The sequence below is a fragment of the Salipiger sp. PrR007 genome (assembly GCF_010499845.1).
Taxonomy (GTDB): Bacteria; Pseudomonadota; Alphaproteobacteria; order Rhodobacterales; family Rhodobacteraceae; genus Salipiger; species Salipiger pacificus_A.
Genome location: NZ_JAAGOZ010000023.1, coordinates 1 through 18874, shown reverse-complemented (window position 1 = coordinate 18874; position 18874 = coordinate 1). Strand labels below are relative to the sequence as shown.

General features: G+C 67.2%; 18 protein-coding genes, 1 tRNA gene and 1 pseudogene. 8 read left to right on the top strand and 12 right to left on the bottom strand.

The annotated features are described in order from the left end of the window. Positions 1-17: 17 nt before the first annotated feature. The 4 genes from trpC (at position 18) to lexA (ending at position 3330) form a co-directional block, all read left to right on the top strand. Complete coding sequence (trpC, locus tag G0Q01_RS11220; protein WP_164197004.1) at positions 18-821, top strand: indole-3-glycerol phosphate synthase TrpC; 804 nt, start codon at positions 18-20, stop codon at positions 819-821. Further along, a complete protein-coding gene (moaC, locus tag G0Q01_RS11215; RefSeq protein WP_108965639.1) occupies positions 818-1294 on the top strand; it encodes a cyclic pyranopterin monophosphate synthase MoaC in 477 nt (158 codons plus the stop codon). The genes trpC and moaC overlap by 4 nt, the downstream gene beginning before the upstream one ends. After that, positions 1291-2457, top strand: coding sequence for a gephyrin-like molybdotransferase Glp (gene glp, locus G0Q01_RS11210; protein ID WP_164197003.1), 1167 nt, complete (start codon positions 1291-1293; stop codon positions 2455-2457). Before moaC ends, glp begins: the two co-directional genes overlap by 4 nt. A gap of 174 nt (positions 2458-2631) precedes the next feature. After that, positions 2632-3330 (top strand): transcriptional repressor LexA, encoded by a 699-nt coding sequence (gene lexA / locus G0Q01_RS11205; RefSeq protein WP_164197002.1) that lies wholly within the window; start codon positions 2632-2634, stop codon positions 3328-3330. Here lexA and G0Q01_RS11200 read toward each other — a convergent pair. After that, positions 3327-5405 (bottom strand): ComEC/Rec2 family competence protein, encoded by a 2079-nt coding sequence (locus G0Q01_RS11200; RefSeq protein WP_164213377.1) that lies wholly within the window; start codon positions 5403-5405, stop codon positions 3327-3329. The two genes, lexA and G0Q01_RS11200, sit on opposite strands and share 4 nt — an antisense overlap. Before the next feature lie 78 nt (positions 5406-5483). Between G0Q01_RS11200 and gltX the strand changes: the two genes are divergently transcribed. Further along, on the top strand, positions 5484-6914 hold the full coding sequence (gene gltX, locus G0Q01_RS11195) for a glutamate--tRNA ligase (RefSeq protein ID WP_164197000.1): 1431 nt from the start codon (positions 5484-5486) through the stop codon (positions 6912-6914). Positions 6915-7021: 107 nt separating this feature from the next. After that, complete coding sequence (gene gltA / locus G0Q01_RS11190; protein WP_164196999.1) at positions 7022-8317, top strand: citrate synthase; 1296 nt, start codon at positions 7022-7024, stop codon at positions 8315-8317. 62 nt (positions 8318-8379) lie between these two features. On the opposite strand, the gene G0Q01_RS11185 is transcribed toward gltA, so the two are convergent. Continuing rightward, positions 8380-9507, bottom strand: coding sequence for a citrate synthase family protein (locus G0Q01_RS11185; protein ID WP_164196998.1), 1128 nt, complete (start codon positions 9505-9507; stop codon positions 8380-8382). Between the two features lie 85 nt (positions 9508-9592). Between G0Q01_RS11185 and G0Q01_RS11180 the strand changes: the two genes are divergently transcribed. Continuing rightward, positions 9593-10930, top strand: coding sequence for a CoA transferase (locus tag G0Q01_RS11180; RefSeq protein ID WP_164196997.1), 1338 nt, complete (start codon positions 9593-9595; stop codon positions 10928-10930). 4 nt (positions 10931-10934) lie between these two features. Here G0Q01_RS11180 and G0Q01_RS11175 read toward each other — a convergent pair whose 3' ends face one another. The 9 genes and pseudogenes from G0Q01_RS11175 to G0Q01_RS11140 form a co-directional block, all read right to left on the bottom strand. Next, on the bottom strand, positions 10935-11711 hold the full coding sequence (locus tag G0Q01_RS11175) for an enoyl-CoA hydratase-related protein (RefSeq protein ID WP_164196996.1): 777 nt from the start codon (positions 11709-11711) through the stop codon (positions 10935-10937). Between the two features lie 84 nt (positions 11712-11795). Further along, positions 11796-11924 (bottom strand): annotated as a pseudogene (locus G0Q01_RS27320) (hypothetical protein); the annotation flags it as partial. 36 nt (positions 11925-11960) lie between these two features. Continuing rightward, entirely contained in the window at positions 11961-12155 is a 195-nt protein-coding gene (locus tag G0Q01_RS11170; protein WP_164196995.1) for a hypothetical protein, read from the bottom strand. A gap of 34 nt (positions 12156-12189) precedes the next feature. Beyond that, the gene (locus tag G0Q01_RS11165; RefSeq protein ID WP_164196994.1) at positions 12190-12687 is read right to left on the bottom strand and encodes a cytochrome c-type biogenesis protein; all 498 of its coding nucleotides are present in this window, start codon (positions 12685-12687) and stop codon (positions 12190-12192) included. Further along, positions 12684-14651: a heme lyase CcmF/NrfE family subunit gene (locus G0Q01_RS11160; protein ID WP_164196993.1), complete on the bottom strand. Its 1968-nt coding sequence runs from the start codon at positions 14649-14651 to the stop codon at positions 12684-12686. Before G0Q01_RS11160 ends, G0Q01_RS11165 begins: the two co-directional genes overlap by 4 nt. 97 nt (positions 14652-14748) lie before the next feature. After that, positions 14749-15300, bottom strand: a complete 552-nt coding sequence (locus G0Q01_RS11155; RefSeq protein ID WP_164196992.1) for a GNAT family N-acetyltransferase — start codon at positions 15298-15300, stop codon at positions 14749-14751. Between the two features lie 111 nt (positions 15301-15411). Then, on the bottom strand, positions 15412-15681 hold the full coding sequence (gene rpmA / locus G0Q01_RS11150; protein WP_108965665.1) for a 50S ribosomal protein L27: 270 nt from the start codon (positions 15679-15681) through the stop codon (positions 15412-15414). Between the two features lie 23 nt (positions 15682-15704). Beyond that, positions 15705-16268: a 50S ribosomal protein L21 gene (gene rplU, locus G0Q01_RS11145; RefSeq protein WP_095883877.1), complete on the bottom strand. Its 564-nt coding sequence runs from the start codon at positions 16266-16268 to the stop codon at positions 15705-15707. Between the two features lie 271 nt (positions 16269-16539). Beyond that, positions 16540-17349, bottom strand: a complete 810-nt coding sequence (locus G0Q01_RS11140; RefSeq protein WP_164196991.1) for a DUF2059 domain-containing protein — start codon at positions 17347-17349, stop codon at positions 16540-16542. A 185-nt stretch (positions 17350-17534) separates the two neighbouring features. Here G0Q01_RS11140 and G0Q01_RS11135 point away from each other — a divergent pair. After that, positions 17535-17624: transfer RNA gene (locus G0Q01_RS11135), tRNA-Ser, on the top strand. A gap of 311 nt (positions 17625-17935) precedes the next feature. Here the strand turns inward: G0Q01_RS11135 and G0Q01_RS11130 are convergent. Further along, positions 17936-18445, bottom strand: a complete 510-nt coding sequence (locus G0Q01_RS11130; RefSeq protein ID WP_164196990.1) for a hypothetical protein — start codon at positions 18443-18445, stop codon at positions 17936-17938. Between the last annotated feature and the right edge of the window lie 429 nt (positions 18446-18874).

Sequence of the window (18874 nt, the reverse complement as noted above, 5' to 3'; positions counted from 1 at the left end):
ACGATACGGAGCCCGCCATGACCCAGACGATCCTCGACAAGATCAAGGCCTACAAGCTCGAAGAGGTCGCCGCCGACAAGGCCGCGAAACCGCTGAGCGAGGTCGAGGCGGAGGCCCGTGCCGCAGACCCCGTGCGCCCCTTCGCGCAAGCGCTCATCGAGGCCGCCAAGACCGGCTATGGCCTCATCTCGGAAGTAAAAAAAGCCTCACCCTCCAAGGGGCTGATCCGCGAGGACTTCGACCCCGCGACGCTGGCCCGGGCCTATGAACGCGGCGGTGCGACCTGCCTGTCGGTGCTCACCGATACGCCGTCGTTCCAGGGGGCCAAGGCCTTCCTGACCGAGGCGCGCTCGGCCACCAATATGCCCGCGCTGCGCAAGGATTTCATTTACGACCCCTACCAGGTCGCCGAAGCCCGCGCGCTTGGTGGTGACTGCATCCTGATCATCATGGCCTCGGTCTCCGACATGCTGGCCGCCGAACTCGAGGATGCCGCTTTCCACTGGGGCATGGACGCGCTGATCGAGGTGCATGATGCCGAGGAGTTGGAGCGCGCGCTCAAGCTCAAATCGCCGCTGATCGGGGTCAACAACCGCAACCTCAAAACCTTCGAAACCACGCTCGACACCACACGCGTGCTGTCGCAGGGGGTGCCCGAGGGCCGCTTCCTGATCTCCGAGTCAGGGCTCAACACCCCGGCCGATCTGGCGGACATGGCGCACTACGGCGCCCGCGCCTTCCTCATCGGCGAGAGCCTGATGCGGCAGCAGGACGTCGAATCCGCGACCCGCACGCTGCTCGCCGACCCGGTGCCCGCATGAGCGGCCTCACACATTTCGACGCCAAGGGCGATGCGCATATGGTCGACGTTTCGGACAAACCCGTAACGTCCCGCATCGCCACCGCTGCCGCGTGGATCCGTATGGAGCAGGCGACTTTCGAGCTGATCTCCGAGGGCAAGGCCAAGAAGGGCGACGTCCTCGGCGTGGCGCGTCTCGCCGGGATCATGGGCGCCAAAAAGACGTCCGAACTGATCCCGCTCTGCCACCCGCTTCCGGTGACGAAGGTCACCGTCGAGATCACCGCGGATGCCGCGCTGCCGGGCCTGCAGATCGAAGCCACCGTCAAGACCACCGGGCAGACCGGCGTCGAGATGGAGGCGCTGACTGCCGCCTCGACCGCTGCGCTGACCGTCTACGACATGGTCAAGGCGGTGGACCGCGGCATGGAAATCGGTGGGTTGCGCGTGCTCCTGAAGGACGGCGGCAAGTCGGGGCGCTACGAAGCCAAATGATCCCCGTCACGGAAGCGCTCGACCATCTCTTCGCCCTTGCCCGCCCATTGGATGTGGAGGAGGTGCCCCTGCGCGAGGCCGGAGGCCGCGTGCTCGCGCGGTCGGTCGCGGCCCGCCGCGACCAGCCGCCTTTTGCGGCGTCGGCGATGGATGGCTACGGCGTGACCGAAGCGGCGCCGGGTCTGCGCTTCACCGTGATCGGCGAAGCGGCCGCGGGACGCGGCTTCCAGGGAAAGGTCGGCGCCGGCGAAGCGGTGCGCATCTTCACCGGCGCGCCGGTGCCGGACGGGGTGAAAACCGTTGTCATCCAAGAGGATGTCACCCGCGACGGGGATGTGATCACGATCACCGACCAGCTTGGTGCAGGCGACAACATCCGCCCCTACGGCAATGACTTCCGCGCCGGCCTCACACTCGATGCCCCCCGTCTTCTCGGCCCCCAGGATATTGCCCTTTTGGCCGCGATGAACATCGCCCGCGTGCCCGTGACGCGCCGCCCGAAGGTCGCCCTGATCTCCACCGGGGACGAGCTGGTCATGCCCGGCGAAGACCCTGGCCCCGACCAGATCATCGCGTCGAACACCTTCGGCCTTTACGTGCTGATGCAGCAGCTCGGCGCCGAGCCGCGCCTGCTTCCCATCGCCCGCGACAACGAGGCCTCGCTGCGCACGGTCTTCGGCATGGCCGATGACGCAGACCTCGTGGTGACCATCGGTGGCGCCTCGGTCGGAGATCATGACCTCGTGGCCCGCGTGGCCGAGGGCATGGGGCTCGAACGGGCCTTTCACAAGGTCGCCATGCGCCCCGGCAAGCCCCTGATGTCCGGCCGTTTCGGCGAGGCGATGATGGTCGGCCTGCCCGGCAACCCGGTGTCGGCCATGGTCTGCGGACATATCTTTCTTGCCCCGGTGGTCCGCGCCATGCTCGGCCTCGGCGCTGCGCCGGCACGGCGCGAGACGCTGCGCCTCGCGGCCCCGGTCAGCGAAAACGGCCCGCGCGAGCACTACATGCGAGCCCGGATCACGCCCGAGGGGGTCTCGATTTTTGATCGTCAGGACAGCGCCTTGCTGAGCGTTCTCGGCGCCGCCGATGCGCTGGCCGTGCGCCCTCCGCGCGATCCCGCCCGCGCCGCCGGGGACCAGATCGAGGTGATCCGCCTCTGAGGCACCTTTCACCTTCATCCGAAACGCAAGGTTTCCCGGTCGAAGCGTTTGGATAGCCTCAAGAATTAATCTCGCTTTAACCTTGCATTAATGATCGCGGGGATTGACACAAAACGGGAACAGGGCTAGAACAAAGTCGAACATCTCTTCAGGCAAAGACTCGGGACAACGCGCATGCTGACCAAGAAACAGCTCGATTTGCTGGATTTCATCAACAGGCGCATGGCGCGCGACGGCGTTCCGCCCAGCTTTGACGAGATGAAGGATGCGCTGGACCTGCGCTCCAAGTCCGGCATCCACCGGTTGATCACCGCGCTCGAAGAGCGCGGCTTCATCCGCCGCCTCGCCCACCGCGCCCGCGCGATCGAGATCGTGAAACTGCCCGACAGCCTTGCGGGGCGCCCCACCGGCTTCGTGCCACAGGTGATCCAGGGCGACCGCGGTGCCGCTCCGAAACCGCCGGCCAATGACACCTTGGAAGCCGTCGGAGCGATGGAGCTGCCGCTGATGGGCCGGATTGCCGCGGGTGTGCCCATCGAGTCGATCTCCGATATCCCGCCGAATGTCGCCGTGCCCTCGGCCATGCTGTCCAGCAGCGGCCGCCACTACGCGCTCGAGGTCAAAGGCGACTCGATGATCGAGGCCGGGATCAACGATGGCGACGTGGTGATCATCCGCGAGACCAGCTCGGCCGAGAACGGGCAGATCGTCGTCGCCCAGGTCGAAGGCTACGAATCCACCCTCAAGCGCTTCCGCCGCAATGGCAGCAGCATCGTGCTGGAAGCCGCCAACCCTGCCTACGAGCCTCGCGTGCTGCCATCGGGGTCGGTTTCGGTGCAGGGCCGCCTCGTCGGGCTGATCCGCTCTTACTAATCGCCCGCTCCGCCGCCCTCCCACAGGCGCGGTGGATGGCCGCGCGAGGGGTGCATCTTCAAACCACCGGCGCCGCGCCGAAAGGCGACGGCACCGGTGGTCCTGAGCCTCTCGACATCGAAGACCTCGCAGCCCAGCCCCTCCGGGATCGGCACATTTGCCACGAGGATACCGGCGCCTCCACAGCCCGAGATGCTGCCCGCGGCCCGGCGTCCGGAGACATGCAGCACCTCGACACCCTCGACAAGCGCACGGCGCAGCCGCCCTGCCGCATCGGGCCAGAGTGCCGCGGCAGCGGCCTGATCCGCGGGCTGTCCATCGTTCTCGAGCCAGAGCTTGGCGACGAACCCCTCTCCGACATCGCGCGAGAGCGCGCGGCCTTTTTCGGTCATCACGCCGACCAGCCCGCCGCTTTCCGAGATCAGCAGCGCCGGGCGCTCGGACTGCACCCAGACCCCGAGCGCCAGCGCCAGCGGCAGCAGCCCGCCCCAGCGCCCGCGTCCCTGCCAAAGCAATAGCAAGAGCCCGCCAGCCGTGATCAGCGGCAGCACCGCGGGACCCGGTGCCACCACCTGACCGACGGCGCCCTCCCAGCCGGAGGCGGCCTGCGCCACGCTCAGGATCCAGTGCAGCGCCAGCGCCATGCCCCGCAACGCCACCCCGTCCAGCCCGAGCGGCATCAGCACCGCCGCCAGCACCGCCATCGGCACGGCGACAAGTCCCATGGCCGGCACCGCCAGCAGGTTGGCCAGCAACCCGTAGCGCGAAACGAGATTGAAATGCGCCATCGAGAATGGCGCCGTCGCGGCAGAGGCGACGGTCGACGAAAGCAGCAGCGCCAGCAGCGGCCGCGCCCATCGCGGTCCGGCAAGCCGTGTCTCGACCCTGCCAAAGACGCAGACCAGCGCGGTTGTGGCAGCGAAGGACATCTGGAAGCCTGGGCCGAGCAGCGCCTCCGGGCGCAGCAGAAGCACCAGCAGAGCTGCCAAGGCCACCGCCCGCAGGGAGAGCGCCCGCAGGTCCGCGAGCACCGCCCCCAGCATCACCGCCACCATGATGAAAGCGCGCTGGGTCGCGACATTGCCCCCCGAAAGGGCGAGGTAGCCCGAGGCCGCCGCCAGCGCGCCCACCGCCGCGATCTTCTTGCCGGGCCAATGATGGCGGCTGAGCGGGACCAGCAGCAGCGCCACGCGCAGGGCAGCGAAGACGAAGCCGGTCAGCAGTCCCATGTGCAGGCCAGAAATGGCCAGAAGATGCGCGAGGTTCGAGCGGCGCAGGGCCTCGAGCGTCTCTTTCCCGATGCCACTGCGATCGCCGGTCATGAGCGCCGCGGCAAAGCCGCCGAGTTCGCCCGGCAGCTGCGTCTGTACGTGCCGTGACAACGCCAGACGCAGGCGCAGCAGCCGCTGGCTGCCCGCGGCCTCCCTCAGAACCACCGGGGTTCGGCTGTAGCCCACCGCCCCGATCCGCTCGAACCAGGCGTGACGGCGGAAATCGAAGCCGCCAGGCTCCACCGGCCCTCCGGGCGGGACGAGGTGGCCGGTCAGCGCCACCCTCTGCCCCGGCACCAGGTCGAGCGCACGCCCCTGCAGCTCGGGCGGCCCGTGTAGCGAGACGCGGACCTTCGCCGGAGTGCTCGCAGGGGCGACCCGCAGCAGCGTTACCTGATCGAGCGTCAGCCGCGGCACGTCCGAGGCGGAGCGGTCCAGCGCGATCACCCGCCCTTCGATCGGGCCGTAGTATCGAAATCCAAGCTGCGGGGCGGCGACCAGATGCGCCCGCGCCCCGGCATGCGCCATGCCGAGAAGCAGCACCCCCGCGCCGATCGCGACCGGCGCAACTTCGGCCGGCAGTCGGCGCGACCACAGCAGGAGCACGGCCCCGACGCAGGCGCAGGAAAGGAGCCAATGCGCCGCCAGCTCGAACGGCAGGGCAAAATAGACCCCGATACCGGCACCGAGGAAGACCGGCACCCAGGCGAAGAGGTGCCCCCGCTGCGCCGCCAGCGCCGCCCCGGCCCGGCGCGGCAGGCGCAGAGCCCGGAAGACCGCCAGCAAGGTCAGCAGCCGGCCCATGCTTGCCCCCGCCCCCCGCGCTGTTTAAGGAACCTGCAAAACCCTAGGCCCACCACGGTTACCGCGAGGTTAATTCCCATGACGAGCCCCTCTCCGAGCCCCCAGGCAGTCGTTACCCGTTTCGCCCCTTCTCCGACCGGCTACCTCCACATCGGCGGCGCCCGCACGGCGCTGTTCAACTGGCTCTACGCCCGTGGCCGCGGCGGAAAGTTCCTGCTGCGCATCGAGGATACCGACCGCGCGCGCTCGACCCCGGAGGCCACCGCCGCGATCCTCAAGGGGCTCGACTGGCTCGGGCTCGACCATGACGGCGAGGTGATCAGCCAGTTCGAACGCGCGCCGCGCCACGCCGAGGTGGCGCACGAATTGCTCGCCAAGGGCGCGGCCTATAAGTGCTTCTCGACCCAGGAAGAAATCGAGATCTTCCGCGAGGCCGCCCGCGAGGCCGGGAGCTCGACTCTGTTCCGCAGCCCTTGGCGCGACGCCGACCCGGCGAGCCACCCCGATGCGCCCTACGTGATCCGCCTGCGCACTCCCGAAGAGGGAGAGACGGTGATCGAGGACCAGGTGCAGGGCACCGTGCGGATCCGCAACGACCAGCTCGACGACATGATCCTGCTGCGCTCGGACGGCACGCCGGTCTACATGCTCGCGGTGGTGGTCGATGACCACGACATGGGCGTCACACATGTCATCCGCGGCGACGACCACCTCAACAACGCGGCGCGGCAGATGGGCATCTACACCGCCATGGGCTGGCCGCTGCCGGTCTATGCACACATCCCGCTGATCCACGGGCCGGACGGCAAGAAGCTCTCGAAACGCCACGGCGCGCTCGGCGTCGACGAGTACCAGAAGCTCGGCTACCCGGCCGCCGGCATGCGCAACTATCTCGCGCGGCTCGGCTGGAGTCACGGCGATGACGAATTCTTCACCGATACTCAGGCACAAGAATGGTTCGACCTGTCGGGAATCGGGAAATCACCCGCGCGGCTTGATTTCAAGAAACTGGAAAACATCTGCGGCCAGCACATCGCGGTCGGGGACGATGCCGCGCTGCTGCATGAAATCGAGGCATATCTGGATGCGGCAGGTCTGCCCGCCTTCACCGAGGCACAAAAATCCGGGATGACGCGGGGTATGTACTGCCTCAAGGACCGCGCCAAGACTTTCCCGGAACTTCTTGAAAAGGCTCACTTCATCCTGACGGAAACCCCGATCGTCCCGGATGAGAAAGCGGCCAAGAACCTCGATGCAGTATCCCGTGGTATACTGGTCTCGTTGACGCCGCAGTTGCAAAGTGCTAGCTGGTCGCGAGAAGAGCTCGAGGGGGTAACGGCGCGCTTCGCCGAGGAACAGAACACGAAATTCGGAAAGCTGGCCGGGCCGCTTCGCGCGGCGCTTGCAGGCCGCTCCGTCACCCCGAGCGTGTTCGACATGATGCTGGTGCTCGGCCGCGAGGAAACGCTCCTCCGGCTCGAACAGGCAGCGGCTTCCGAGGCGGCGTGACGGTCTGGCAAACCGGCCTCTCCGACCCCGCCACGGGCCATGTGTGACAATACCGACCGGGCGCGCCCGACGCGCCTGGCCTTATCCAGATGAAGGGACAAGCAAGCATGGCTGACACAGCGAAAAGCGCGAAACTGACCATCGGCGAGCAAAGCTACGACCTGCCGATCTATTCGCCCACCGTGGGCCCGGACGTGGTCGACATCCGCAAGCTCTATGGCCAAGCCGGGGTGTTCACCTACGACCCGGGCTTCACCTCCACCGCCAGCTGCGACAGCACCATCACCTTCATCGACGGCGACGAAGGCGTGCTGCTGCACCGCGGGTATCCGATCGACCAGCTCGCGTCGAAGTCGCACTACCTCGAAGTGTGCTACCTGCTGATGTACGGCGAACTGCCGACCGCGGCTGAGCTCGAGGACTTCGAGAACACGATCACCCGTCACACGATGATCCATGAGCAGATGCACAACTTCTTCCGCGGTTTCCGCCGCGACGCGCATCCCATGGCAACCATGGTGGGTGTGGTCGGCGCCATGTCGGCCTTCTATCACGACAGCACCGACATTTCGGACCCGCGCCAGCGCGAGATCGCCTCGCACCGCCTGATCGCCAAGATGCCGACCATCGCGGCGATGGCCTACAAGTACTCGATCGGCCAGCCCTTCGTGTACCCGCGCAACGATCTCGATTACGCGGCAAACTTCCTGCACATGTGCTTCTCGGTTCCGGCCGAGAAATACGAGGTGAACCCGATCCTCGCCCGCGCCATGGACCGGATCTTCACCCTGCACGCCGACCACGAGCAGAACGCCTCGACCTCGACCGTGCGTCTCGCCTCTTCCTCGGGCGCGAACCCGTTTGCCTGCATCGCGGCCGGCATCGCCTGCCTTTGGGGCCCGGCCCACGGCGGCGCCAACCAGGCGTGCCTCGAGATGCTGAAAGAGATCGGCTCGGTCGACCGCATCCCCGAGTTCATCGCCCGCGCCAAGGACAAGAACGATCCCTTCCGCCTGATGGGCTTCGGTCACCGCGTCTACAAGAACCGCGACCCGCGCGCGACGGTGATGAAGCAATCCGCAGACGAGGTGCTCGACCTGCTCGGCGTCGAGAACAACCCGGTCCTGCAGGTCGCCAAAGAGCTCGAGAAACAGGCGCTGGAAGATCCGTATTTCATCGACAAGAAGCTGTTCCCGAACGTCGACTTCTACTCGGGCATCATCCTCGAGGCGATGGGCTTCCCGACCTCGATGTTCACCCCGATCTTCGCGCTGTCGCGCACCGTCGGCTGGGTTTCGCAGTGGAAAGAGCAGCTCGCCGATCCGCAGCACAAGATCGGCCGTCCGCGCCAGCTCTACCTCGGCTCCGCGCAGCGCGACTACACGGATATCGAAAACCGCTGATCCGGATTTCATTGAGACCAAAGGCCCCGCTCTCGCGGGGCCTTTTGCTTCTCGGCAGGGAATTATTCTGCCGCGCAACGCGCCCTGGGCCGGATCGGCGCGCCGCTGCTGGCCTGCTCGAGCGCATGAGCGATCCAGCCCGCAAGCCGCCCCGCCGCAAAGATCGTGAAGCCCGCGTCTCGCGGCAAGCCCCAAGCCAGCTCCAGCGCCGCCAGCCCGGTGTCGACGTTCGGTGCCAGCCCGAGCGTCCGGGCGAGCCGGCGCTGCGCCTGGCGCACCGGGTGGTCATGGGGCAGTCGCTCGAGCAACAGCCGCGCCCGGGGATCGCCGTCGGGATAGAGCGGGTGGCCATGGCCGAAGCCATAGGGAGACTGGCCCGTCCGCGCTGACAGAAATGCCTCTAAGTCGCCCTGCAGCGCGGCCTCCAATGCGGCACGCGCAAGCGCCGAGGCACCGCCATGGCGTGGTCCGCTCAGCGTCGCCAGTCCGCAAAGCAAGGCCGCCGGCAGGCTCGCCCCGGTCGAGGCCGCGATCCGCACCGCGAAGGTCGAGGGGTTCAGCTCGTGATCGCTCAGCAGCACCAGCGCCCGGCGTATCTCGTCCTCGCCGCCTCGATCCAGCCCCCAGGCTCCAGCGAAACGCGCTTGCAACGCGCCGCCTCCAGCCTGCCCCAGCAGCGCGTTGACCACCAGCGAGATCAGCCGACCTGCCTCTGCCGCTCGCTCGCTTGCGCCGAGGTCAGCGATCGGAACCGCCCCGCCGACCGCGCCCGCGAGCGTCTGCATGGCCCGTCCGACTGGCTTGCCGCCTTCGCCGGACCATGGCACGTCGGGCAAATCCAGCCTATCGAAACCGCAAAGATGGGCGGCCATTTGCTCGGGGGTCATGGTCTCGGCGCAGGCCTCGACCGAACGTCCACGCAGCCACAGCATGCCGTCCCGAACCTCGGAGATAGCGGTCACCAACACCGGATCGCCCCAGCGGATCGCCTGTTCTGCAACTTCGGAGCGCGCGCGCGGGCGGCGGTTCTGGCGCAGCAGAGCCTCGACGTCGGGACGGAAGTAAAGGCTGCGCCGCGCATCCTGCGGATCTGCCTCGGCCCGCAGCTGGCCGCGGCTGACATAGGCGTAAAGTGTCTGGGGCTTCACCCCGAGCAGGGCGCAGGCGGCGCCGGCATCGATCCAATCCATGACGTTCATATTGATTATATTGATCAAGATTTACAGCCGGTCAATCCGCGCGCTTGATGGGGGCAGACAAGACTAGGAGGCCGTGATGACATCCCCTTTCGATCCGCAGATTTCCCTGGCGCTCGGCACCGATCTCCCGCCCGGCCTCGAGGTAGACGAGCATGGAGACGCCGAGCTGCCCTCCTGCTTTCAGGTCTCGGAACTGGCCACCGCGTCGCTGAAAGCGGCGACGCGGGAGATGGCTGCGCTGACCGGCGCTCCAAGGGCGACACTCGACCGGCGCCTCGCCTCGATGTGGTTCGATCGGACGTTGTGCCCCGTCGGATGGGAGCTGCCCGCGGCCTGGGACCCGATCGCCGGAGATTACGCGGCGCAGAATGGCTGGATCCGGCTGCACACCAACGCGCCGCACCATCGTGACGCAGCGCTCTCGGTGCTCGGCTGCACCGCCGACCGCGCACAGGTCACCGAAACCGTCTCGAGATGGGAGAAAGCAGCGCTCGAAGCCGCCGTTGTGGCGGCCGGGGGCGCCGCGGCGGCGATGCATTCTCTGGACGAGTGGGCCGCACATCCGCAGGGCGAGGCGGTGGCCGCCGAGCCGCTGATCGACTGGCGCGAGACCGGAAGCTGCGCGGCCCCCGTCTCGATGCAGGGTCTGCGGGTGCTCGACCTGACCCGCGTGCTCGCAGGGCCGGTGGCGACGCGCTTCCTTGCCGGCCACGGCGCCGAAGTGCTGCGCATCGACCCGCCCTGGTGGAACGAGCCAGGCGTCGAGCCGGAAGTCACCTTGGGCAAGCGCCGGGCCGGGCTCGACCTGACCCAGAGCGCCGACCGCGCGACCTTCGAGGACCTGCTGAGACAGGCCGACGTGCTCGTCCACGGCTACCGCCCGGGCGCGCTGGAGAGGCTGGGCTACGGCGGGCGCAAGCTGGCTCCCGGGCAGATCGAGGTGAGCCTTTGCGCCTATGGCTGGACCGGACCCTGGGCCGGGCGGCGGGGCTTCGACAGCCTCGTGCAGATGAGCTGCGGCATCGCCGACGAGGGGATGCGCCGCAGGCCGGCCGCGCGCCCGGTGCCGCTACCGGTTCAGGCGCTCGACCATGCCACCGGCTATCTCATGGCCGCGGCGGTGCTGCGCGCGCTGCGCCGCCGGCAGGCGAGCGGACAGATATTCTCGGCCCGGCTGTCGCTGGCCCGCACGGGCGCCCTGCTGGTCTCGGGCGGGGTCCGTGACGTCACCGGCGCGCCCATCGAGGTCACCGAGGGCGATCAATCCCCGCAGGTCGAGGCAACCGGCTGGGGCCCGGCGCGGCGGCTGCGGTTCCCGGCGACACTGGATGGCCACCCCCCGCGTTGGGATGTTCCTGCGGGACCGCTGCGGGTGGATGCGCCGCGCTGGCGGTCGACGCTGACCGCAGGCTAGGCGCTCAGCGCCCCTCGAACTTCGCGGGGCGCTTCTCGTGGAAGGCGACCACGCCCTCCTTGAAGTCCCGCGTCATGCCGCATTCCCCCTGCAACTGCGCTTCAAGCAGCAGCTGGCCGTCGAAATCCTTCTCGAAGGCACCGCGGATCGCGCGCTTGATGCGGGCATAGGCCTCGGAGGGGCCCTGCGCCAGATGCGCGGCGCGGGCCTTCCAGATCGCCTCGAATTCGGCGTCCGGCACCGCCTCCCAGATCATCCCCCAGCGTTCGGCCTGCGCGGCGCTGATGCGGTCGGCAAAGAGCGCTGCGCCCATGGCCTTGGCGATGCCCATCTGCCGCGGCAGCATCCACGTGCCTCCCGCGTCGGGCATCAGTCCGATGCGGGTGAAGGCCTGCATGAAGAAGGCACTTTCGGCGGCGATGACCACGTCGGCAGCCAGCGCGAGGTTGGCCCCGGCGCCCGCTGCCGCGCCGTTCACCGCGGCGATGGTCGGGCGCGGGCAGTCCACCAGCGCGCTCAGCATCGGCATGTATTCGTCGCGCAGCACCCGCTCGAGATCGATGTTCGCCGCGCTCTCGCGGTCCCCCAGATCCTGCCCCGAGCAAAAGGACCGGCCGTCGCCGGTCAGCACCACCACCCGCGCGTCCTTGCCACCCGCTTGGATGGCATGGGTCAGCTCGGCCCGCATCGGCGCCGAGAGCGCGTTCATCACCTCGGGCCGGGCCAGGGTGATCAGCGCCACGTCGTCGGCGATTTCGTAACGGATGGTGTCGTAGTGCATGGGATCCTCCGGATTGGCGCGGCCGCGCGGGGAAACTTTCCCCCGCGCGCGCCTGGGGTGCAAGACCCCTTGGCCGTACCCGCCTCAGACCTGCCAGAGCGCCGCGATCAGCGCCAGCGCGTCCGCGCTCGGGTGGGCCTCGATGCGGGTGTAGACAGCCCTGTGGGGCGTACGCTCAAGCATGCGGTTCTCGATCATTGTCCGGCGGATCCGAGCCGCGTCGCGGAAGGACCGGAACCCATAAGACGCCTACGCGTCAGCACGCGGCGCCGTCGTGGTCTGCGCGCGCAGGTGCGGGTAGTTGCGGTACCCCGCCGCCCGGGCAATCAACCCGAGCATCTGTTGATACGACGGCAGGGTCTCGAGCCCGGCGCGCAGCCGTCGGGGGAATCCCGAAAGGTCGTCTATGGAAAGCGGGGATGCTGTTGCGTTTCTGAGCGTCACTCCTCGGATCCTCCCGACCCTGCCGGCAGTCCTGTCAGGAGGAGGGGTGTTCATCCAGAATGCGCTTCAGCCGGGCCTCTTCCTCGGGGCTGAGCCCGGCCTCGGTGCTGGCCTCGGCACGCGAGCGGCCGCGCAGGTAGGCTCCCGCAAGGATCAGCGCGATCACGAAGAGGATCGGCCCGGCGGCCCAGAGCAGCCAGTTCCAACCGCGCGTCGTAGGCTGCAGCAGGACGAACTCGCCATAGCGGTCGACCAGGTAGGCGACCGCCTCGTCGTCGGTGTCGCCGGCCACCAGCCGCTCGCGCACCAGCAGGCGCAGGTCGCGGGCGAGCGCGGCGTTGGAATCGTCGATGTTCTCGTTCTGACAGACAAGGCAGCGCAGGTGCTTGGACAGCTCGCGCGCCCGCGCCTCGAGCGCGGGGTCCGAGAGCATCTCGTCGGGCTGCACGGCATGCACCACCGCCGCCTGCACCAGCGGCAGCGCCAGAAGCGCCAACAGAAGCAGCGCGCGGAAGGGTTTCAGCACGGTCATTCAGCCGGAACCCCCTGCGCCGAAGCGGACTTGCGCGCTCCGGCGGCGACGCGGAAACGTCGGTCCGAAAGGCTGAGCGCCCCGCCGAGCGCCATGAGCAGCGCCCCGCCCCAGATCCAGTTGGCGAGCGGTTTGACGTAGACCCGCATGGTCCAGCCGCCGCCCGCCTGCGCATCGCCGAGCACCACGTAGACGTCACGCAGGAAGCCGTTGTCGATCGCCGCCTCTGTGGTCGGCATGCCAGCAACCGGGTAGCTGCGCTTCTCGGGGTAGAGATGCGCGATCTCGGCACCGTTCCTGCGCAGCGAGACCTCGCCCATGTCCGAGACATAGTTCGGCCCTTGCACGCGGCTGACACCAAGAAGGTCCAACTCGTAGGCGCCCACAGCGTAGGGCTCCCCCACCTGCGCAACCCGGATGTCTTCCTCTTGCCAGGCCATCAGCCCGGCAATGCCCAGCATGGTCACGCCGAGGCCCGCATGGGCGACGGCCTTGCCCCAGTCGGCGCGCGGCAGCCGCGCAAGGCGGCGCCAGTCGCGGCTCTGGCCGATGCGGCTGAGAAGATCGGTGATCGACCCCGCCACCAGCCAGGTGCCGAGGAAGACCCCCACCGGCCCCATCAGGCTGCGCCCGCTCTGCATCGCCCAGACCAGCCCGGCGAGCGCCACCGCCAGCACCAGCGCCGGCACCAGCTGCTGCACCGCGCGGCCCAGCTTGCCGCGCTTCCAGCTCAGCAGGCCGCCGATCGGCAGCACCAGCCCCAGCAGCACCATGAAGGGGGTGAAGGCCATGTTGAAAAAGGGCGCCCCGACCGAGAGCTTGCGCCCAAAGAGCATCTCGGCGACCAGCGGCCAGAGCGTGCCGGTAAAGACCACGAAACACGCCACGGCAAGCAGGATATTGTTCACCACGAGTGCCGACTCGCGGCTGACGAGGCCAAAGACCCCCTTGGCCTGCATCACGCCCGCGCGGGCCGCGTAAAGCGTCAGCGCGCCGCCGGTGAAGAAGACGAGGATGCCGAGGATGAAGACCCCGCGCTGCGGATCCGAGGCGAAGGCATGCACCGAGGTCAGCACGCCCGAGCGCACGATGAAGGTGCCGATGAGCGAGAAGCCGAAGGCGAGGATCGCGAGCAGGATCGTCCAGCTCTTCAGCGCCTCGCGCTTTTCCACGACGATGGCAGAATGCAGCAGCGCGGCCGCCAGCAGCCAGGGCATGAACGAGGCGTTCTCGACCGGATCCCAGAACCAGAAACCGCCCCAGCCAAGCTCGTAATAGGCCCACCAGGAGCCGAGCGCGATGCCGATGGTCAGGAACACCCAGCTCAGCAGCGTCCAGGGGCGGACCCAGCGACCCCAGGCGGCGTCGACCCGTCCCTCGATCAGCGCCGCGACGGCGAAGCTGAAGCAGATCGAGAGGCCCACATAGCCCAGATAAAGGAACGGTGGGTGGAAGGCGAGCCCCGGGTCCTGCAACAGCGGGTTGAGGTCTTGCCCGTCGAAGGGCGGCACCGCGAGGCGTAGGAAGGGGTTCGAGGTAAATAGGATGAAGGCGAAGAAGGCCACCGCGACCGAGGCCTGCACCGCCAGCACGCGCGCCCGCAGCGTCGGCGGCAGGTTGCCGCCGAACCAAGCCGCCATAGCCCCGAAGAGCGCCAGGATCAGCACCCAGAGCAGCATCGAGCCCTCGTGGTTCCCCCAGACGCCGCTGATCTTGTAGAGCAAGGGCTTGGCGGAATGCGAGTTCAGCACCACCAGCCGCAACGAGAAGTCGGAAACGATGAAGGCGTGCATCAGCGCGCCGAACGACAGCGCGACAAGCAGGAACTGGGCGGTTGCGGCGGGTTCGGCGACGGCCATCCAGCCGGGCCAGCGCTTCTGCGCCCCGATCATCGGCACCACCGCCTGCACGCAGGCGACGAGGAAGGCGAGGATGAGCGCGAAATGTCCGAATTCGGTGATCATGCCTTGCTTATAGGCGGCAAGACTACGCCCGGCCAACGGAATTCGTCGGCCGGGCGGGATCACTTTGTCGCGGGGCTGCGCGGGCCGAGGCCTACGTTCAGTCCATCCGGCGCAGATAGGTCCAGGTGGGCACGGCCGAATTGCGCGCCACCGAGAAGGCCTCGGCATCACCGATGTATTCGAAACCGCAGTTGGTCAGCACCCGGGCCGAGGCGGCGTTGTCCTGGAAGACCGAGGCGAACATCGTCGCGCTGCCGAAGGGATTGGCCTGCACCATGGCGCGCACCGCCTCGGACGCGTGGCCGGTGTTCCAGAACGGCGGCGCGACCCAGTAGCCGATCTCGGCCTGGTTGCCATCCGTCAGGCGCTCGAGCGAAATCAGCCCCATCACCTCGGCGCCGCCCTGCTCGGAGGCATCCATCGCCCAGACGTCCTCGACACGGCTGGACTCCGTGGCACGGGTGATGAAGGCCTCGGTCGCGCCCGGCGGCAGCGGGTGCGGAATCGAGGTGGTCATGCGCGCGAGGCGCAGCTCGGACGTGTAATGCGCAATCAGCCCGGCATCCGAGCGGCGCAGCGGCCGCAGCAGGAAACGGGGTGTCTCGATGACCGGTTGCGCGGTCAGCTGGTCGTCTTCGGCCAGGCTCATCGTCTTACTCCTCTTGTGCGAGAAATCTCGCGGGCCGCTTCGTCTCCCCCCGAAACGGAGAAGGGGACCGGCCCGTGCCGATCCCCTCCAATTTTTCGATCCGGGATCAGCTTACTCAGCAGCCTCCGCCACCGGCAGGACGGATACGAAGGTGCGGCCCTTGAGGCCTTTGTGGAATTTGACCGAGCCTTCGGCCACGGCGAAGATCGTGTGATCCTTGCCCATATCCACGCCTTCGCCCGGCCAGAACTTGGTGCCGCGCTGACGGATGATGATGTTGCCCGGGTTGGCCGCTTGGCCACCGTAGAGTTTCACGCCGAGACGGCGGCCAGCTGAGTCGCGGCCGTTACGGGAGCTACCGCCTGCTTTTTTATGTGCCATGGGTTGGTCTCCTTAACTGTCTATCAGGCCAGGGTCTTGGCCTGTTCAACCCACTCGGGCTTCACCTTGACGGCATCGAAGCTCTCGGGGTCAACGGCTGCGAGCTGTGCGAAGGTGGCGATGCCGGCTTCGTTCAGCTTCTTGGCGGCGGCGGGGCCGACACCGGTGATCTTGGTCAGGTCGTCGCCTGCGGCGGCAGCAGCCGCCTTCGGAGCAGCGGCTTTCGGTGCGGAGGCGGCGCCAGCGGCGGCCTTCACGCCGGTGCCTTCGGCGCCGGATGCGAGGATCTCGGTCACGCGCAGCAGGGTGAGCTGCTGACGGTGGCCACGGGTACGCTGCGAGCCGTGCTTACGGCGACGCTTGACGAACTTGATGACCTTCTCGCCCTTGATCTGGTCGATCACGGTCGCCTGAACGGCAGCACCGGACACGAGCGGAGCACCCACGGTGACGCTGTCGCCGCCGAGGATCAGGACTTCGTTGAACTGAACGGTTTCACCCGCGTCTGCAGCCAGCTTCTCCACGCGGAGCACGTCGCCCGCCTGGACCTTGTATTGCTTGCCGCCGGTTTTCATCACCGCGAACATCTGCGTCTTCCTTTGTCTACCGCGTCCTGTGGCGCCCCGGTTTCTTGGGGACTTCGTGGTGCGGGTTGGCCCGCTCCGCCGTCGAACAGCGCGCCCTTGCGGGCTGTATGGATGTAAGAATCGAAAGCGGGGCGCGCAATGGCCCCGTCACGAGGCCCGGCTTATCGGGGCAATTTGCCCATGTGTCAACCCGCGCACAGCGGTTTTCCCGCCATATTCTGCAGGTGGTCCACCCCGGCTTTCTGCCCCGAGCCGCCCGGCCCGCCCCGCCTCAGAGGTCCTGCGCCAGCATCTCCTGTGCGGCCGCGAGGCCGAGGCCATAGGAGATCTCGTTGTACATCGCGTTGAACCCGGCAAACAACGCCCGGTTCATCGCCTTTCCCTCGGGCGTCGCGGAAATATCGATATAAGCGTCAAGCTCCGCGTCGCTCAGCGGCCGGTAGGCCAGCAGGAGATAGCCATAAAGCCATTCGAGCGTGTCGGCGCGGGTGACCTCTTCCTGCATCCAGACCTCCTCGAGGATCTCGGGCTCGGTCATTTCGAGTCCGCCGCCGTCGACAAGGCCGAGATAAAACTGGAAGCTGGCGTTGAGCGCGCCGACCACATTGGTCTCTAATAGGTCGTTGGCCTCGACGAATTCATCGAGCTGGTCCAGCCGCGTATCGCCGCTCCCTGCCCGTTCACGCCAGGCTTCGCGCGCCGCCGACTCGACGTCAGGATCGACCATCGCGCGCCGGGCCTCGATCTCCAGCGTCACGACCTTCTGACCGGCTTCGCTGGCGAAATACGCCAGAAGCGGCGCGGGATCGGTGTCACCGAAGCTTTCGAGGAATCCCGCGCGCACCACTTCCTCCATGGCGTTGGGTGTATAGAGCCGGTCGACCGACTGCCGCCATGTCTCGGATTCGCCCGCCGGAAGCAGGTCCGTCGCCATCTCCTCGGCATAGCCCTGCCCCTCAATTCGCATGAGTTCGACGATCTCGTCGATCTTGAGCGCGTCCAGCAGGTCCCCTGCGGGTTCCGCGCGAACGGGCATGGCTAGGATGACGGCAAAACCGCAGGCGGCGAGACGCGAGAACATGGGACAGGACAACTCCGGATATGGCTGACGACAAGCCTAGGGCCCGGCCGCGGCATTTCCAAGGTGAGCAAAAAGCCCACTGGCGGAGCTTCGCCGGAAAAGAAATCCGCCCGGATGAAAAAACTTCAAAATTCCCTGTTGCACCCCCCCGAGCTTGTCGTTAAACGGCCCCCCACGACCCCCGCGGAGAGGTGCCGGAGTGGTCGAACGGGGCGGTCTCGAAAACCGTTGACCCTTCACGGGGTCCCAGGGTTCGAATCCCTGTCTCTCCGCCACTTTCCTTTGGGAAAGTCGGCACTTACTTCGGATAGTGCCATGGTTGTCCAGCCGCGTTTCAACAGCGCCGCTGGTCACCATGGCACTCTGAATCCACCTTCGGATACATCCCCAAGAGTGCCGCTCCGTGGCCCGCGCACCTGCTGCCTCCGTTGCCCCTACAGCATCGGCGAACGGGTGCTGCGTTCCGCCCGGAAACCCGCCCGCTCGCGAGACGAACGACGCGGGACAGGCCGACCAGAATGACAACGCGGCGCACGGGGTCTTCCGCACGCCGCTTGTCTGGGTGCCCGCCCTGGGGCGGTCCGGTTCAGGCCTCGACGCTGGCGCGTTGCGGCGCGCGCTCCCCGCCTTCCGAAGCGCGGGTGGTCGCGTAGCCTTCGGCACCGCGGCGCAGCCGTTGGGCAAGTCCGTCCTCGTCGGCGCCGGCGCCCATCTGGGCGATCACCAGGGACTTCATGAAACTCTCCTGAGTGGCGAGCGCCTGCGCGCGCGCCTTTTCGAGCGACTCCATGGTTTCTGGCTCGTCATCCACCGCGCGCGAGTCGGTCTGTGCAGCGACCTCGGGAGCTTTGGCATTGGCTGCCGCAGCCTGTCCGCTCTCGGTCGCCGTCGGCTTGGAACTGGCATCTTTGACCGCGCTTGCCTCGGCCGCGACGACGGTTTCCCCTGTCTCCGCTTCGCGCGACGCCTCTACAGCCTGCGCCCCGTCCTCCTTGGAGACCGCGCCGGCCTGCCGCCCCGCGTTGATCGCATTGGCGATCCCGCCGAAGAGACCGGCGTAGCTCCCAGACCCGGAGCCCGAAATCAAACCTAACATTCAGATAGACCTTTCTAGTCAGTGCCGGGACGGTCTGATTTCGAAATGAGGAACAAATACGGCAGCAGCGCGGTGTCTCCGCGGCGTGACGAGGAAGTTCTGGCGCCGAACCATTCCGTTACGCGCAGGCCCTTACGGCTGCGCATCGGATCTTCGACACGACGGGATGCGGGATGTGGTACCCAAGGTCGGACTCGAACCGACATGACCTCACGGCCGGGGGATTTTGAATTTGGTCAACTCGCCGAGATATCAAATCCTTGAGGATATTTCATCCACACAGACATTTAGTGAACGAATCGCGATGTGTGAACCGTCATCCGCGCAGACGTATTGCTTTAAGCATGGAAACTATAGCGCGACAATCAGGGAGAGACGGCAGCGACAATCAAGATGAGATTCTATGTCGCGACATCGGTGACGGTATCA

Coding starts and splice junctions, on each gene's coding strand:
- trpC (WP_164197004.1), top strand. CDS start 18: ATGACCCAGACGATCCTCGACAAGATCAAGGCCTACAAGCTCGAAGAG.
- moaC (WP_108965639.1), top strand. CDS start 818: ATGAGCGGCCTCACACATTTCGACGCCAAGGGCGATGCGCATATGGTC.
- glp (WP_164197003.1), top strand. CDS start 1,291: ATGATCCCCGTCACGGAAGCGCTCGACCATCTCTTCGCCCTTGCCCGC.
- lexA (WP_164197002.1), top strand. CDS start 2,632: ATGCTGACCAAGAAACAGCTCGATTTGCTGGATTTCATCAACAGGCGC.
- G0Q01_RS11200 (WP_164213377.1), bottom strand. CDS start 5,405: ATGGGCCGGCTGCTGACCTTGCTGGCGGTCTTCCGGGCTCTGCGCCTG.
- gltX (WP_164197000.1), top strand. CDS start 5,484: ATGACGAGCCCCTCTCCGAGCCCCCAGGCAGTCGTTACCCGTTTCGCC.
- gltA (WP_164196999.1), top strand. CDS start 7,022: ATGGCTGACACAGCGAAAAGCGCGAAACTGACCATCGGCGAGCAAAGC.
- G0Q01_RS11185 (WP_164196998.1), bottom strand. CDS start 9,507: ATGGATTGGATCGATGCCGGCGCCGCCTGCGCCCTGCTCGGGGTGAAG.
- G0Q01_RS11180 (WP_164196997.1), top strand. CDS start 9,593: ATGACATCCCCTTTCGATCCGCAGATTTCCCTGGCGCTCGGCACCGAT.
- G0Q01_RS11175 (WP_164196996.1), bottom strand. CDS start 11,711: ATGCACTACGACACCATCCGTTACGAAATCGCCGACGACGTGGCGCTG.
- G0Q01_RS11165 (WP_164196994.1), bottom strand. CDS start 12,687: ATGACCGTGCTGAAACCCTTCCGCGCGCTGCTTCTGTTGGCGCTTCTG.
- G0Q01_RS11160 (WP_164196993.1), bottom strand. CDS start 14,651: ATGATCACCGAATTCGGACATTTCGCGCTCATCCTCGCCTTCCTCGTC.
- G0Q01_RS11155 (WP_164196992.1), bottom strand. CDS start 15,300: ATGAGCCTGGCCGAAGACGACCAGCTGACCGCGCAACCGGTCATCGAG.
- rpmA (WP_108965665.1), bottom strand. CDS start 15,681: ATGGCACATAAAAAAGCAGGCGGTAGCTCCCGTAACGGCCGCGACTCA.
- rplU (WP_095883877.1), bottom strand. CDS start 16,268: ATGTTCGCGGTGATGAAAACCGGCGGCAAGCAATACAAGGTCCAGGCG.
- G0Q01_RS11140 (WP_164196991.1), bottom strand. CDS start 17,349: ATGTTCTCGCGTCTCGCCGCCTGCGGTTTTGCCGTCATCCTAGCCATG.
- G0Q01_RS11130 (WP_164196990.1), bottom strand. CDS start 18,445: ATGTTAGGTTTGATTTCGGGCTCCGGGTCTGGGAGCTACGCCGGTCTC.